Origin of the sequence: Shimazuella kribbensis DSM 45090 (assembly GCF_000428065.1) — a bacterium.
Classification (GTDB): domain Bacteria; phylum Bacillota; class Bacilli; order Thermoactinomycetales; family Thermoactinomycetaceae; genus Shimazuella; species Shimazuella kribbensis.
Genome location: NZ_ATZF01000005.1, coordinates 37863 through 53808 on the forward strand (window position 1 = coordinate 37863; position 15946 = coordinate 53808).

19 protein-coding genes are annotated in these 15946 nt (G+C 37.2%); 16 read left to right on the forward strand and 3 right to left on the reverse strand.

Annotated features, from left to right (window positions below; genetic code table 11):
- Nucleotides 1-12 precede the first annotated feature (12 nt).
- Nucleotides 13-1458 (forward strand): bifunctional metallophosphatase/5'-nucleotidase, encoded by a 1446-nt coding sequence (locus A3GQ_RS23900; RefSeq protein WP_051271485.1) that lies wholly within the window; start codon nucleotides 13-15, stop codon nucleotides 1456-1458.
- Here the strand turns inward: A3GQ_RS23900 and A3GQ_RS0109145 are convergent.
- On the reverse strand, nucleotides 1406-1882 hold the full coding sequence (locus A3GQ_RS0109145; protein WP_028776790.1) for a QueT transporter family protein: 477 nt from the start codon (nucleotides 1880-1882) through the stop codon (nucleotides 1406-1408). The genes A3GQ_RS23900 and A3GQ_RS0109145 overlap by 53 nt on opposite strands.
- A 49-nt stretch (nucleotides 1883-1931) precedes the next feature.
- On the opposite strand from A3GQ_RS0109145, the gene A3GQ_RS0109150 reads away from it, so the two are divergent.
- Nucleotides 1932-2189 (forward strand): DUF6154 family protein, encoded by a 258-nt coding sequence (locus tag A3GQ_RS0109150; RefSeq protein ID WP_028776791.1) that lies wholly within the window; start codon nucleotides 1932-1934, stop codon nucleotides 2187-2189.
- 56 nt (nucleotides 2190-2245) lie between these two features.
- A complete protein-coding gene (locus A3GQ_RS0109155; protein ID WP_028776792.1) occupies nucleotides 2246-2554 on the forward strand; it encodes a YunC family protein in 309 nt (102 codons plus the stop codon).
- Between the two features lie 194 nt (nucleotides 2555-2748).
- On the opposite strand, the gene A3GQ_RS0109165 is transcribed toward A3GQ_RS0109155, so the two are convergent.
- Together A3GQ_RS0109165 and A3GQ_RS0109170 are read right to left on the reverse strand one after the other, a co-directional pair.
- Nucleotides 2749-2952, reverse strand: a complete 204-nt coding sequence (locus A3GQ_RS0109165; protein WP_028776793.1) for a cold shock domain-containing protein — start codon at nucleotides 2950-2952, stop codon at nucleotides 2749-2751.
- Nucleotides 2953-3086: 134 nt separating this feature from the next.
- On the reverse strand, nucleotides 3087-3518 hold the full coding sequence (locus A3GQ_RS0109170) for a DUF2621 family protein (RefSeq protein WP_028776794.1): 432 nt from the start codon (nucleotides 3516-3518) through the stop codon (nucleotides 3087-3089).
- 247 nt (nucleotides 3519-3765) lie between these two features.
- Between A3GQ_RS0109170 and A3GQ_RS0109175 the strand changes: the two genes are divergently transcribed.
- The 13 genes from A3GQ_RS0109175 (at nucleotide 3766) to A3GQ_RS23915 (ending at nucleotide 15939) form a co-directional block, all read left to right on the forward strand.
- Entirely contained in the window at nucleotides 3766-4419 is a 654-nt protein-coding gene (locus A3GQ_RS0109175) for a hypothetical protein (RefSeq protein ID WP_028776795.1), read from the forward strand.
- Nucleotides 4420-4841: 422 nt separating this feature from the next.
- Nucleotides 4842-6437: an ABC-F family ATP-binding cassette domain-containing protein gene (locus A3GQ_RS0109180; RefSeq protein WP_028776796.1), complete on the forward strand. Its 1596-nt coding sequence runs from the start codon at nucleotides 4842-4844 to the stop codon at nucleotides 6435-6437.
- Nucleotides 6438-6561: 124 nt separating this feature from the next.
- Nucleotides 6562-7668 (forward strand): radical SAM/CxCxxxxC motif protein YfkAB, encoded by a 1107-nt coding sequence (gene yfkAB, locus A3GQ_RS0109185; RefSeq protein ID WP_028776797.1) that lies wholly within the window; start codon nucleotides 6562-6564, stop codon nucleotides 7666-7668.
- A gap of 66 nt (nucleotides 7669-7734) precedes the next feature.
- Nucleotides 7735-8163 carry a pyrimidine dimer DNA glycosylase/endonuclease V gene (locus tag A3GQ_RS0109190; protein ID WP_028776798.1) on the forward strand — a complete coding sequence of 143 codons (429 nt, stop codon included), beginning with the start codon at nucleotides 7735-7737 and terminating at the stop codon, nucleotides 8161-8163.
- A 66-nt stretch (nucleotides 8164-8229) separates the two neighbouring features.
- Entirely contained in the window at nucleotides 8230-9132 is a 903-nt protein-coding gene (locus A3GQ_RS23905) for a TIGR01777 family oxidoreductase (RefSeq protein WP_037464484.1), read from the forward strand.
- 14 nt (nucleotides 9133-9146) lie between these two features.
- Nucleotides 9147-9635, forward strand: coding sequence for a TspO/MBR family protein (locus A3GQ_RS0109200; protein WP_051271487.1), 489 nt, complete (start codon nucleotides 9147-9149; stop codon nucleotides 9633-9635).
- Between the two features lie 14 nt (nucleotides 9636-9649).
- On the forward strand, nucleotides 9650-10120 hold the full coding sequence (locus A3GQ_RS0109205) for an SRPBCC family protein (RefSeq protein WP_028776800.1): 471 nt from the start codon (nucleotides 9650-9652) through the stop codon (nucleotides 10118-10120).
- A 299-nt stretch (nucleotides 10121-10419) separates the two neighbouring features.
- On the forward strand, nucleotides 10420-11292 hold the full coding sequence (locus tag A3GQ_RS0109210) for a hypothetical protein (protein WP_156877632.1): 873 nt from the start codon (nucleotides 10420-10422) through the stop codon (nucleotides 11290-11292).
- Nucleotides 11293-11889 (forward strand): class D sortase, encoded by a 597-nt coding sequence (locus A3GQ_RS0109215; protein ID WP_028776802.1) that lies wholly within the window; start codon nucleotides 11293-11295, stop codon nucleotides 11887-11889.
- A 20-nt stretch (nucleotides 11890-11909) separates the two neighbouring features.
- Nucleotides 11910-12794, forward strand: coding sequence for a conjugal transfer protein (locus A3GQ_RS0109220; RefSeq protein WP_028776803.1), 885 nt, complete (start codon nucleotides 11910-11912; stop codon nucleotides 12792-12794).
- 3 nt (nucleotides 12795-12797) lie between these two features.
- Complete coding sequence (locus tag A3GQ_RS0109225; protein WP_028776804.1) at nucleotides 12798-13064, forward strand: hypothetical protein; 267 nt, start codon at nucleotides 12798-12800, stop codon at nucleotides 13062-13064.
- Nucleotides 13061-13462: a TcpE family conjugal transfer membrane protein gene (locus tag A3GQ_RS23910; RefSeq protein ID WP_037464486.1), complete on the forward strand. Its 402-nt coding sequence runs from the start codon at nucleotides 13061-13063 to the stop codon at nucleotides 13460-13462. The genes A3GQ_RS0109225 and A3GQ_RS23910 overlap by 4 nt, the downstream gene beginning before the upstream one ends.
- The gene (locus tag A3GQ_RS23915) at nucleotides 13459-15939 is read left to right on the forward strand and encodes an ATP-binding protein (RefSeq protein WP_051271489.1); all 2481 of its coding nucleotides are present in this window, start codon (nucleotides 13459-13461) and stop codon (nucleotides 15937-15939) included. Before A3GQ_RS23910 ends, A3GQ_RS23915 begins: the two co-directional genes overlap by 4 nt.
- The last annotated feature ends 7 nt before the right edge of the window (nucleotides 15940-15946 follow it).

Below are 15946 nucleotides of genomic sequence, written 5' to 3' on the forward strand. Positions count from 1 at the left end.
GAGAGGATCGATATGAAGCGAATACATCTCATTCATACAAATGATGTACACAGCCATTTAGAGGCAGCTGCACAGATAGATACCTATGTATGCAGAGAAAGAAAAAAGTGGGAGAGTAATGGCGAAACAGGTTTTTTAGTAGATATTGGAGACCATTTGGATCGAGCAAGTTGGGAAACGGAGGGTACGGATGGTTTAGTAAATAAAGCTATTTTGGAGATGTCAGAGTATGATGTTGTTACACTAGGTAACAATGAATTGCTTACGTTCTCTCACCGTGATTTGTCTGCGATATATACGAACTCTTCTTTTCAAGTAATCTGTAGCAATGTAGAAGATGCTCTTTTTCCTCCTTACCAACTTTATGAAACCGATGGGGTCAAACTCGCTTTGATTGGAGTGACTGTTTGTTTTCAAGATTTATACGAGTCACTTGGATGGAAAGTGAACGATCCTTTTGGACGTATTCGAACGCTAACAGAACAATTGCGGGCGAAAGGGTATCTGATTTTGGTTTTATCCCATCTAGGCTATCCAAGTGATGTAAAAATGGCAGAAGAAATAGAGGGTATTGATGTCATCATGGGTGGTCATACCCATCACTTGATAGAAACACCTGAAAGAAGGGGTCTGACGACTTTATCAGCGGCAGGTAAATTTGGTGCATATATCGGTCACTTGCAATTAATTTGCAACGATAATGGGAAGTTGCTTCGGGTAGAAGGCGGTGCTTATTCATTAGAGAAAGAGGAGCCAAGTTATCGAATATTGTCTTTATTAGAACAATATCAACAAAAGGCAGTGGAGCATTTAACACAGCCAATAGCCAATATAGACGAACAGTTGGACGTAAAGTTGCAAGAAGAAACGCGATTGCCAAATTTATTGGCTGATAGTTTGGTAAAATGGACAGGTGTAGAATATGGCATGGTGAACAACGGCCAAATTTTATTTTCCTTACCTTCAGGAGTGGTTACGAAACAAGATCTGCACAAAGTGTGTCCGCATCCAATTAATCCAGTTGTAATAGCGATGAAGGGGAAAGACATACGTCATACTTTAGAGCAATCGTTGTTAGAAGAATATACGATGAAGGAACTCCACGGATTCGGTTTTCGAGGAAAGTGGTTGGGGGGCCTATCTATTTCTGGAATGACGGTTCAATATAATCCGACAAACCCCCCCTACCAAAAAATACAACAAATCTACATGGGTGAAAATCAACTATTAGATGATAACATATACCATATAGCTACAGTGAGCATGTTTGTGTATGGTATTGGATACATACTTATGAGCAAAGGAGAAGTTCTCCAGTATTATGTTGCTGATCCCTTACGGTATGTATTAGCTAATAGTTTGCAGTCTGCTGATTTGCGAGAAGGATCGAAGGTAAAACGTTGGATTACTTCGATCCCCACGGTAGAACAGAACGATAACGTTCAAGAAGGAAAATAAAAGGTATTCCGAGTAGATAACAAACACCAAGTTCTCCAATACCAACATATAACATTAACCAAGGGATGCTCACAGGAAGTCCACCCACAACACCAAGTAATACGCCGATAATGACTGCATTGACGATTACAGGTGGTAGTGGAGCAAGATATCGATTCTTTGTTTTCGATGTTAAATAAGCTGCAATGAGTGTTGCTAAACTTCCGAATATCACATCATAAATTCCGACAGGGCTTAGCAAATTGGATAGTATTGTTCCGATAAATAAGCCAGGAATTGCTAGTCGGGTGAAAAATGGGAGTACTGTAAGTACTTCAGATATCCGAAATTGGATGTAGTTAAAAGAAAGCGGCGCAAATAAATAAGTAAGTAGCACATAAATAGCTGCGATCATTGCTACAATTGTAATGTTTTTTGTATTCATTATTGATTCCCCCTATTACATAGTATGTCTAATTTGAGGAGGATTTTCCATGAGTTTTGCTGACGAAGTATATTCCATGTACCGTGATCAGCTTCAGGATAACGAAGAAGATGCTATTTCTATTGTACTTAACCTACTCGAAGAACAATCACATGAGGATTTGCTTCGTTTGCTAGAGGGATTGAGCATGGACGAACTTTCCCAAATGCTGGGTATTTATTTAGTGGAGATGCTGAAAATCAAAATGATGCAAGACGGCAAATTGCAAACAATCAAATCTTTTACAGATAGCACTCGCTTGCATTAAAAAAACACTCTTTTCCGCTATTGCACATATGGTAGCAAGGAAAGGAGTGTTTTCTTTTGATTGAATTAAAACCAATAACAATAGGTGATGAGGTAACAGTACTTGGTGTAGAAGTGAAATTGCCAAAAACAACATTGATTGCCATTACTACCAATATAGGTTATATCATGTGCGGTGCACTTGATGTCGGATTACTTAATGACCGATTATCAAGTAGAAAAATTGTTGCGGGTAGAGCCGTAGGTGTAAAAACGTTAGAGGAGCTTCTTGTAGCTCCATTGGAATCTGTCACTCATTCAGCTAGGGAGCTAGGCATTAACGAAGGGATGATTGGAGCGGAAGCACTTCAAAAAATGCTTGATTAGTATCTTTTTCTCTTGCGCAATTTTCGTAATACAATCGGCAAAACATATTTCGTTGCAAATCGAATAATTTGAGATACCACCCGTTTTTTACTCATTATAAACCTCCTGCCATTTCTATTTTTCTATTTCCATACAAGTATAATGCATAAAGAAAAAGAAGCACAGATTTGTGCTTCTTTTTCTTTATATAATGATTATCCGTTTACACGAACAACATTTGCGGATTGAGGACCACGATCGCCATCAACGATTTCAAATTCAACAGCTTCGCCCTCTTCTAAAGTTTTGAAGCCATCTCCTTGAATAGCGGAGAAGTGTACGAATACATCGCCACCATCTTCACGTTCGATGAAACCATAACCTTTTTCTGCGTTAAACCATTTAACTTTACCCTTCATTCTTGGGCCTCCTTTTGTGTATTAAAAAGCGGATCCTAAGAAACTGGATCGATGAACCTACTTACAAGAGGCCACAAGACCGTACTTGGGTATTCCACTTTTTAATTCTGTAACCTATTATGCCATAAAGCTGATCAATCTAGCAAGTGCTCATAAGGTTTCAGATCGATGTTTTTCTTTTTTAATGTCTGAATAAGCCATTTGTGATCTCTTTTTGGGGTTGCTAAAATATATCCTTCAATGATGTAGGCTTCTGTCATTTTTGATGCATGATGTTGGAGTGCAATCTCTCCAATTTTCCCTGCTATCTTTTGTTTTGCTACATCCCGAAATAGTTCAGGTACAGGGGATACGAGGTCATTTAGTAACAATTTTTGATCTGAATTCCATAGGTGTAGCGTTTTTTGGATATAATGGTTTTGCCAATCCAATTCAGATTTTCCATCTGCTTTTGGTAAGCTTTTTAGGAATTTCCGGAACATAAAATATCCACCAATTGCCATTAAACTGATCAATAAGACCCAGAAAAATTGATAAAAAATGGATAATAGAAATGGAGTATTCACCGATTTGTCACCTCAATGCTTATTATAAGGATTTACCAAAGAAAAATGAACTATTTTGTGTCCAAACATTCATAGGAACAAAAATGAAAAATGTAAGAAGATTAGGATCTATTTCAAAATGATCACAGAATGTAGTAAATCTGTAAAAGAATTTTTTTCATTTTGTAATGAATAGGTGTAACAATAGGGGGATAGTAAACAGTATAGTTAAATGTATAACTATACTTGTCAGGGAAGGAGTTTTTTTATGAGCCAGACAAAAACCCATAATCGCTTTCGACTTGTCACTTCCCTCCTATTAACACTTATTTTAGGTGGAATACTTTTAGCAGGACAAAAGCTAATTTATACCGATAAAATGAAAATTTTCTATTTTCAAGGAAAACCTGGCACCTTGTTTTTTGCATTATTTGCTTGTACCATCGCGGTTTACTTCTATTTATTGACAAAACGTGGCAACGATTCAGGTAAAACAATGAAGAAGTGGTGTCTAACACTGAATACGATATTATTTGTCATTTTGTTACCACTCCAAATATTTAGCATGGATTCCTATTTTTATATTTCCGATCGTGAGGTAGTGGAATCGAAATTTTGGAATGTTGGTGATAAAGAAAAAGTGGATTGGAAAGATTTAAAGAAATCTGTTTTAACTGTGTTAGGCGATACAAATAGTAATACTGTTTCGATTATCAATCGGTTGGTTTTTCGCAATGGTAAAACCTATGACATTAATATATCTACAATCGGTAAGCATGAATTCAGCAAATTATTGACTTATCTAAAACGACAAAACTTGTCTGTTGAAGTGCAACAACCAAGCGAGGAGCAGCTTCAGCTGGTACGTAATAGTTATGGGCCTCAAGTTGTACAACTATTTGTAGCAAATAGAAATAGTTAAAGCATAAGATCGGAAGCAACATTGCTTCTGATCTTTTTCAATAAAAAAAGGCCTTTTAGGCCTTTTTTTGGTAGATTAGAAAATATCGATTTAATCTTATCTGTTTAGAAGCAAAGTTGAATAATTGCATAAATGGATGCCCATAATGGAATGCTCATTAGACTTGCGTTTAAAATACCGACCGTTGCGTTCATAGTTCATTTCCCCCTGAAATTTTGTTTTTCTATTCATCTATGTAAGTTTGTTAAAGGCTTGTTTAACTTGATAGATTTAGTATACAGACAGGAATGCTATTTGTCTTAAAAATTGCTACAATGTAATCTACATGTAAAGTTAGGGAAAAAATGTTGTAATCAAACTACAATATGTTGTTATTTGTTACAATAAGACCGGATACAAATAGGAGAGGGATGTCAAAGATAATGATTCATGTAAGTAATGTAAGCTACCGCATAGGTGGTCGAAAGTTGTTTGAAGATGTGAACCTTAAGTTTACTCCTGGTAACTGTTATGGAGTGATTGGGGCAAACGGCGCTGGTAAATCTACTTTTCTTAAGATCTTGTCAGGGGAATTAGAGGCAAATACAGGTGAGATTTCTATTAGTTCTGGAGAGAGATTAGCTGTTTTAAAGCAAGATCATTTTCAATACGATGAATATCCTGTATTGGAGACAGTAATTATTGGACATGAACGTCTATATAACATTATGAAAGAGAAAGATGCTTTATATGCGAAAGCAGATTTTTCTGAGGAAGATGGAATGCGTGCAGCAGAGCTAGAAGGTGACTTTGCAGAGCTAAATGGGTGGGAAGCTGAGTCAGAAGCTGCTATTTTGCTAACTGGACTAGGGGTAACAGAAGATTTACATCAGAAAAAAATGGCTGACCTTTCTGGACCGGAAAAAGTAAAAGTTTTGCTCGCGCAAGCTCTTTTTGGAAAACCAGATATCTTATTACTTGATGAGCCTACCAACCATTTGGATATTGCAGCTATAAGGTGGCTAGAAGATTTCTTAGCTCAGTTTGAAAATACAGTTATTGTTGTATCGCATGATAGACACTTTTTGAATCAGGTTTGTACTCATATGGTGGATATTGATTTTGGTGAGATACGCCTCTATGTAGGTAACTATGATTTTTGGTATGAATCAAGTCAATTGGTTTTGACATTGACTAGAGAAAAGAATAAAAAACTAGAAGAAAAACGCAAAGAACTGGAGACATTTATTGCTAGATTTAGTGCAAATGCTTCAAAATCGAAACAAGCAACTTCTCGAAAAAAACAATTAGAGAAAATAACATTAGAAGATATCAAACCATCCACACGCCGTTATCCATTTATTCAGTTTGAACCAGAAAGAGAAGCCGGAAATGATATTTTGCGTGTAGATCGTATTACAAAAGAATTAGAAGATGAAAAAGTTTTAGAACAAATCAGTTTTACGTTGAATAAGGGAGATAAAATTGCTTTTGTTGGAGATATGGAATTAGCAAAAACGACTCTTTTTCAAGTATTAATGGGAGAATTAGAAGCGGATTCTGGAGAGATTCATTGGGGAATAACGATCAAAAAAGCATATTTCCCTAAAGATCATGCTGACTATTTCCAAGGAAATGAGTCGAGCCTTGTCGATTGGTTACGTCCATATTCGTCTGATCAAACGGAAAGTTATTTGCGGGGATTTTTGGGGAGAATGCTCTTCTCAGGCGATGAAGTTATGAAGAAGCCAAGTGTACTGTCCGGTGGAGAAAAAGTGCGTTCTATGCTCTCACGCATGATGCTGAGTGGAGCAAACGTATTGATTCTTGATGAACCTACAAACCATCTGGATTTAGAATCTATCACTGCTCTAAACAAAGGATTGACTAATTTTTCAGGTACCGTTTTATTTGCATCACATGATCACCAATTTGTTCAAACCATTGCCAATCGAATCATAGAGTTTACTCCAACTGGAATCATTGATAAACAAATGAGTTATGATGAATATCTAGATTGGCGTTTGTCTATTTCCTAGGAATAAGTCGAATGGTTAGATGGATAAACCCTTCCTGTGTTCATATTTACATGGATATGACTTTATTTATTACCGTTCGATAGATGGAAAACATATTCGTAGTTAGTCAAAAAGAGGATGAAAGATGAAAAAGCCAATTTCCCCACAATGGGACCCATGGGATGCTTGGAACACGATTCAAGCAAAACAACATTATGAGTTAACAAGCATTGAGTTTACGGTTACCAATCTATGTAACCTTCGCTGTGAGCATTGTGCAGTGGGAGAGACGCTGCTAGAAAAAGAAATGCCATTTATCCCGCTTTCTCGTGTATTTGAACGTTTAGATGAAGTAGAATCGTTGCAAACGATAAGTTTAACAGGTGGAGAACCTGTTTTTCATCCAGATACGGTTGAAAAGGCAATTAAACCCATTTTACAATACGCGAAAAATCGGGGAATTTATACACAATTAAATACCAATCTAACACTTCCTTATCACCGATATGATGGGTGGATCGAAGATGTGGATGTGGTACATATTTCTTATAATTATCGCGACTTTCAAGATTTTCATCGCATGGTCTACGCAAAAATGGATCGTACAGTATCTGCGAAGGTAGCAGAAAAAACCTTTGCCTTAATGAAAGATAATGCAAGAAGAATGACTGAAAAAGGGGTTTTTGTATCTGCTGAAACGTTTTTAAGTCCCTTTACAGCCCCTCATATTTTAGCCATGCATGATGACATAGTCCAGATGGGCTGCCAACGTCATGAGGTTCATCCATTGTACCCGAGTGATTTTGCAAAAGGGATGTCTTTGCTGTCTTTGGAAGAATATCGTCGCGCAGTGGAATTACTTATCCAAGATCCTCAATCTTGGATATTATTTGGGACACTGCCTTTCTTTCCCTGTAGTGATGATAAAAGAGATCAAAATTTATGGACTAAACTTCACCAGCATCCAGATGTTACTGTGAGACAAGATCCGGACGGTAGAAATCGGTTAAATATCAATTTATTTACAGGGAATGTAACCATCACCGATTTTGCAGAGCTACAATCATTTGGGAATATAAATGATCATAATTTGGTTGATATTTTTCATGCATGGTTAGATCACCCACTTGCGAAGCAGCTACACTGTATATGTCCAGCGGCAAAATGCACAGGACCTAATCTTTTGGTTAAAGATAGTTACTATCCCGAATGGAATTTTTCTGATCGAAAGTCGCATATTCAAGTGAGTTAAACCCCGAATGATCGGGGTTTTCTTCCTTTATTGAATGTAAATATATCCCAAAAGGGAGTGTGGGAAGTGCGTATTTGGAGTATTCATCCGAAGTATCTGGATACAAAAGGATTAGTAGCATTATGGAGAGAGACATTATTAGCGCAAGCAGTGCTGTTAGGGAATACGAAAGGTTATAAAAATCATCCCCAATTAAACCGTTTTAAGGAACATATTACCCCAGTGTCTGCTATTGCAACTTATTTAAGTGGTATTCATCAACATGCACAAAATCGCAGATATAAATTTGACAGAAGTAAAATAGTAGCCAATCACACAGAATCTAGAATTCCAGTGACTAATGGTCAAGTAGAATATGAGAAGAATTGGTTATTAGAAAAGCTAAAGACAAGAGATCAAATTCATATGAAGATCCTGGAAAAAGAAGAAAAGTTAGACTTGCATCCTTTATTTTACTTAATAGAAGGGGATATCGAACCATGGGAGAAAATATAACATAGGAATATTTGTCATAATTAAGGATGGTTTGACGAACTTAATATGGAATACGGAGGGAATTCCTTGAAAATTGCAATAACAGGATCAACTGGTATGGTTGGACAACGCTTGGTCCAATCTTTAGGTGATCAAGGACATGAAATTTTCCGTGTGATACGAGCACGCAACAGGAATTTTAAAGAAGCAACGATTTCATGGGATCCAGAGAAGCAATTTTTGGATGTACAGCAACTAGATGGAATGGATGTCGTCATTCATTTAGCAGGTGAAAATATTAGTAAACGATGGACAAAAAATCAGAAAGAAAGAATCAAAAAAAGTAGAATACTAGGCACAAAGTTATTATCTACATCATTAGCTCGATTGAAAAACCCGCCAAAAAGTTTATTATCTGCTTCTGCTATTGGATATTACGGCAATCACCCTTATTCTGACTTACTAGATGAAAAAAGTGAACAAGGAAAAGGGTTTTTAGCTGATGTAGTCCAAAACTGGGAAGAGGCAACCTTACCAGCCAAAGAAAAAGGTATACGTGTGGTACATATGCGATTCGGTGTTATTTTGGACAGGCATTCGGGTGCTCTGCAAAAGATGTTGTTCCCTTTTCGATGTGGTTTAGGTGGAAAGATTGGAACTGGTAGACAAGCATTTAGTTGGATCGCCTTAGAGGAAATACCACCACTCGTTCAATTTTTAATAGAGAAAGAGGATCTTCATGGTGCAGTAAATGCAGTCAGTCCAGAACCAGTCACCAACTATCGGTTTACCAAGACATTAGGGAGTGTATTAAAACGTCCAACCATTTTTCCCATACCTGTTTTTTTATTGAAAGCGATCTATGGGGAAATGGCTGAAGAATTATTGGTAGAAGGTAACAGAGTATCTTCTAAAAAACTAATGGATAGTGGATATACTTTTCAGTATTCGGACTTAAAACGAACCTTAGAGCATATGTTTAACAACTAGAAGGGGGAGTGGTGGTGAAAGAACGTAGACATGCAATACTTTCTTTTGCAACGTTTCTATCGATTTGTTTTTTGGTGGCGTTATTGGGGTCACTGATCACTGATACTGGAGAGAATAGTTGGTTCAATGGATTGCAAAAGCCAGCTTTTCAACCTCCGGATTGGCTATTTGGACCTGTTTGGACTGTATTATACATACTTATTGCTGTATCGGGTTGGCTTGTATATGTTCGTGAGAAAACACTTATTCGTAAATTTGTCTTACAAGTATATGGTGCCCAACTTATTTTAAATTTGATATGGACTTGGTTATTTTTTTGGCTGCAATCCCCATTAATTGCTTTAATTGATATTGTTATCCTTTTTTGTATAATATGTTATTTTATTGTAATTTCCAGAAATTTGACTAAGTGGGCAGCAATACTATTTCTTCCGTATGCCCTTTGGGTGGGGTTTGCAGCATTACTCAATTTATCTATATGGATGTTAAATCCAGTATCGTAATAGGAGAATTAGGAATGAAAATATATCGAAAAGAACATACACAACATTTACATGTTTCGCTAGATGAGGCATGGTCTTATTTTTCAAATCCTGTCAATCTTGCGGACATAACTCCTAGTTGGTTAAGGTTTCGTTTAATAAGTTCCTTACCACAAGAAATATATCCAGGTCTAATTCTTACATATCAGATAACACCAATTTCGCGCATTCCTTTTTCTTGGGTTACAGAGATAACACATGTGAAAGAAAAAGAGTATTTTGTAGATGAACAGCGATTTGGACCATATGCTTTTTGGCACCATCAACATCATTTCCGTCAGTTAGATAATAGTGTTGAGATGACAGATATTGTGCACTATGCTATGCCTTTTGGTCCCATTGGACAATTATTTCATCCCTTGTTGGTGAAAAATAAAGTGGAAGATATTTTTGAATATAGAAGAAAGAAAATTAAAAAAATATTTATTCCAAATGGCGAAAATTAAGATGTACATCTGAGCCTCCTTTACTAGAAAAGGTGGCTTTTTTTGAGCATTGGAAAGAGGCGGGTGAATGTTTTTGTCGAAATAAAAGGCGATTTGTCAAGAGCTAATATCCGAAAAATATGAAAAAGTGTTGAAATTGGGGTTTAATCTGTAATAATATAGAGAAAAGACGCACATTTAGTTCTATTTTTTTTCATATTAAGAAGCAGGAAAGATGAAATTTGCTGAATGATGATAGAACAAGATTTGGTGAAGCTGACCAAATCTTTTTTCGCTCAAGATTTGAAGGAGGCATTCCGTTGCAAAAGGATCCAAAAAGAGTATTGGAATCTTTACGTGTAGAAGAAGAAGATCCGCTGTTACATCATCGACCTAGGAAGTTTCGCAAGCGAAAAAACGAGTTGAGTCAAGTATCCAATACAGCAATTCTTTCTCTTTGCTTGGTAACAGGGCTGTCTTCGGGTGTAGGGAGTGCATTTGCTAATACACAAGATGGAAATCCCCAGAATAAAGCACCTCTAGACGAACCTCCTTCAAAAGTGGAGTTAGACAAAGAAGTCAAATTACCACAAATGAAGGTTCCACAAACCAATTCTAGTGAAATTACACCAAGTAACCCTCCACTAGATGAGCCTGCATCAGATGTGACAGATCAACAACAACCCGAAAACAGTAAAAACAATCAAGAGCATATAGAAAAGGGTAATGGAGAATCTTCAAAACAAGTCCAAAAACAACAGACAACTGAAACCAAACGAAAAAAAGAACAGTCTGACACTGTAAAAGATGAGACCAAATCAAAACAAAAAGTGGAACAACCAAAAAAAGAAGAAAAAGCCCCTCAGAAAGAACAAAAGAATAATCCGGTAAACAAAGAAGAAGCAGAAAAGTCGACTTCTTCAAAACAAATGAAACAGGAAAATGTAAACAATAAGGTACCACCAGCTGATTCTTCCACTCCAAGTGACAAACAAGAGCAAAAGATAGAGGAAGAAGCAAAAAATACGAATAATGAATCGATAAATCAATCCTTGGATGTATTGTTGCCCGAAACAGAAGAGGGCGGGGAATTACCTGAAACAGCAGGTAATGACTTAAATCAAGTAGCACTAGGTGCAGGTATCGCTTTAGCTGGGGTTGTTTTACTGAAACGTAAACGTGAACAATCTTAAATGAAATGGGATCGTATTATCGCCCTTATCTCTGTGATGGTAGGAGTAGCATATGGGAGCTACTCACTTATTCTATACTTCCAAAAATTACAAAATAATGAATCAATCATTTCAACCGCCGATGTTGTAAAACAAGAAAAAAATGCCAAATCACAGCCGGGTATGGAATTGCCAATTATTGTTCCAAAAGATCAACGTCCTAAAACTGGACAACATTTTGCTGATCTAATTATCCCAAGGTTACAAGTGAAAATTCCTGTAATTGAGGGTACACATGAAGATGAGCTGAGTGTGGGTGCAGGGCATTATGCAGGTAGTGTTTTACCTGGTGAGGGAGACAATTGTGTGATAGCAGGTCATCGTGATACTGTTTTCCGACGTATGGGTCAATTGAAAAATGGAGATATTTTACAAATATCTTCTAACCAAGGTGTATTTACGTACCGTATACGCAAGATGTGGATTACAAACCCTGATGATCGTACTGTCATCGTTTCTCGTGATGAACCGATTTTAACATTAGCAACATGTTACCCATTCACTTTTATCGGACCTGCTCCCAAACGTTACATAATTGAAGCAATATTAGTGAAGTAAATTGAAGGAGATTTTCATCCATGAATCGTTTAAACAAACAGAGGATGACTCGGACATTGTTTTGGGGGTTGCTAATTTACACTGCTTTGAGTTCAACCATTGCTTGGTCCATTCAATTTGGACTTATAAATATAGAGCCAAGAAGAGTACAAGCAACAGATGAGCAGAAAAAACCTCCCAATGAAACGAGAGAGCTTGCTTTTGCTGAACAATTTGCGAAAGAATACTTTTTTTGGACCATCGGAAAAGAGGAAAGTAGAAAACAACGTCTACAACCTTTTCTAAATAGTAATTTAGATGTGCAAGCTGGTTTGGATATGAAAGAAGCAAAATATAATTCGTACACCCAAAATATAAACGCTTGGCAAGTGAAGGATCGTGGGGATGGAGTAAAGGAAGTTACCGTTTTTGCGGAAACAATCTTAACGAATCTTACTAATTCTTCAGATCAAAAAAGAGTAGATCGTTATATTGTTGTTCCGATAAAACAAGCAGGAGATTCGTTTCGAGTAGTAGATTTTCCTTACTTGATTCCCCCTCCTGTGTCGAGTGATATTACAATGGAAGAGCCTAAATCAAACGGTAGTCCTGTTTCTGGAGAGATTGCAAATCAAGCGGAAACTTTCATGCAAACGTTTTGGAAGGTGTACACCAATGGAGAACCACAAGAGATTGCTTATTATTTCAAAAATAAACAAGCCTCTGCTGGTTTAACCTCCATTCAAAGTTTTGTTAGTATGGATAATTTGGTCGTTTCTCAGGTGGACGATCAATATATGGTCAACTGTAATGTTACCTTACGAGATGTACAAACAGGCGTACAGTTTGTGAGCCACTATGTTTTTACATTGGTACAGGAAAGTGACCGTTGGTATGTAATATCGATGAAACAAGGAGAGGTATAGAGTATGAATACAAATGCCATTCTTACATGGTTAGCGGCGGAGGGCCCAGGGAAAAAACTTCAAGATACAATGGGGAGTGAAATAGGTGCAATCTTTTTACTCATCATTATCTTTGTTAGTGTCACATTGTTTTGGAAACGTGCGTTTACAGCGTTTTTAGGATTCGTACTTTTTGCTATGTTGGTTAGTGTTTTTGTATTTAAACCTGAGTTTGTGCAGCAAATGGGTCAAAATGGATTTCAATGGCTCTTTGAGGCTTATCTAAAATGAAACAGATCCGAATATACAACCAAGTATTTCGCATAGAAAAAACGGTTTATTCCATTCAAGGAATTCCCTTACCTATACCTGTTTCCTATAGGCAGTTGGCGTTTTTTGTTGGTACTTTGTTTATCATGCTATTACTAAACACTCTGCCATTCATGAATTGGTTTGGGAACTACTATTTGGTGAAATTTATTGGGGTACCTATTTTAGTATCTTGGTTTTTTACCCGAAAAACGTTAGATGGAAAAGCGCCTCACCGCTTTTTGTTTCGTTATTTTGAACATCTCATATCTCATCATTATTTTGCTCGCTATCAAAACATTGAAAAGACAACGAATGCAAAGTACCAGTACGAAGGTGAAGTTGCTTTTCGTTTCAACAGTGGAGGTGACAATATTTGAGCACCTTTCCTTTCCCGCTTAAATATTTTGAAAAAAATATTGTTTTTGCCCAAGATGGAACCGTTACTGCCTATTATGAACTAGATGGCTATACTTATGATTACCTCACAGTTGATGACAAGCTTAGCCTCCATGGGAAATTGGAGGCTTTTTATTGGAATATGAATGCAGATATTCATTCTTTGATGATTCCTGTTTCCCAAGATTTAGATGAGAAAAAGTTATTCATGAAACAGTCTTTGGTGAGCAATTTGCTTCAACCTGGTGAGGATCATATAAATGCAAGTGTAAAACATTTAAAAGAAAAAGAGTTAAATCAATATCGGTTTTTTATTGGCATTAAATTAAAGGAAACACAAGTTTCAGGACTTTCTTTCTTTCGCGAAATTTCCTATGCATGGCGTGACTTTAAAAGGTATTTGCTCAATAGTTCTGGGACCGATTTTCCTGAGATATTAGAAGAAGAATTACTAGCTTATCAAATTCAAGAGGAAACCATATTCTCTCGGTTGAATGGTTTTTTATCCGTGAAGCGTTTGAAAACGAGTGAGTTAGAATGGTTAATCCGAAGAGGATTTTATCGAGGTATTGGTGATCCTCCTGGCAGATACCAATGGAAACCCAAAGCCATTTCTGTAAAAGTAAAAGGAAAAAAGGCAATTCGTCCAACTCGTGATATTTTGACTTTGACAGAAGGGCGATTTGATGGGTCAGGTGGACGTCAACTGATAGTGGAGCAATTTGTATCTGGAAAACCGAGACAAGGCTATATGGCCTTCCTAACGATATCTCATATACCAGATAAAGCACCATTTCCTGGCACAGAGTGGTTGTATGGTTTGGGAAAACTTCCATTTCCGGTAGAGGCATCAGTCCGGACGGAGACAATTGAATACCGTAAGGCATTATCACAAGTGCAGAATAAAAAGAAAGAACTAAAAGCGGAAGATGAACACGCTACAGAGAGTGGAGAAGATACTTCTTTTCATATATTGAATAGTCGTCAAGAAGCGTTAGAGCTTGAAAATAATTTAAGGGTGGATAAATTCCCATTGCTCCAGACATCTATTGTTTTAGGTGTAGCTGCAAAGAGTAAGGATGAATTACAATTACGAATTCAATTGATCAAAGATTTATATAGTGAAATGTTAGTGCAAGTAGAGATCCCATATGGGGATCAGTGGCGAGGTTTTAATGAGTTTATCCCAGGTAGTAAAAGGTATATTACGGATTATGTTCATCACATGGACCCAACAGCGGCAGCTTCTAGTATGCTTGGTGCCGTACGTCAATTGGGGGATGAACATGGCTTCTTTATTGGGATGTCGAAAAACTTGCCGGTATTTTTTGAGCATGATCGAGGTCCGAAAGATAAAAAGCTAAGTACAACAGCTTCTGCTGCTTTTATAGGTTCCCTTGGAGCAGGGAAATCACTAGGAGCAAATTTGTTAGCATATCAAGCGCTTTTAAAGGGATCGAAAGTTCTTATATTTGATCCAAAAGATGAGAGAGGTCATTGGGCAAAAATGCTTCCTGAGCTGGAACCAATAACCAATACCATTACACTGCGAGCAGGTATACAAGATCGTGGAAAATTAGACCCACTTATGGGAGCCAAAACGCAGTCAGAGAAATTCGCAGCTTCTGAAACGGCAAAACGTATTTTGCAATTTTTGTCTCGTGCAGCAGATGGCACATACGAAGCAATTGTACTTGGCAAAGTAGTGGATCAAGTCATTAAAGCAGAAAAACCTTCCATGACCATGGTTTTAGAAGTGTTGATGGAAGGTATCCAAAAGTTACCAGAGAAAAGACAAGATAGTTTAGAGGAAATGATTGATGTTCTCAGTTATCTAGCGACCTCTGGGCAAGGGCAGCTATTGTTCGGTGATGGGACACAAGAAGCGATCGATTTGTCCAAACCCCTTACCATTCTGCAAATTGAGGATTTGCAACTTCCTGAGGAAAGTCAGACAGATTTTGGGCGTATGGGAATAGCATTATTAATGGCAATATCAGACTTTTCCCGCCGTTTTTCGAATCAATCTTCTGATCAATTCAAAATGGTGTTGTTTGATGAATCTTGGCGGTTAGCCAAAGTAAGGGAAGGTCGAGCAATTCTCGAAGAACTTGTAAGGACAGGGCGTAGTAAAAATTCTGCCATCTATCTGATAAGTCAAAATGCCAAGGATATGTTAGGAGAAGAGATTCGTTCGAATTTGGGATGTCGTTTTGTGTTCCGTTGCCGCGATAATAAGGAAGCAGAGGCTGCTTGTAATATATTGGGAATTGAAGCGAATGAAAGAAACATCGAAAAAGTAAGAAATCTTCCTACAGGTACATGTCTCATGTCTGACCTTGAAAAGCGAGTGAATGAACTAGAAATCTGCATCATGGAAGATAGACTCCTACAAGCTTTTGATACAAGACCTGGCTCAAAAAAGCTACATATTGAGACAAAGACTATGAAAGTTTAGGTATTAC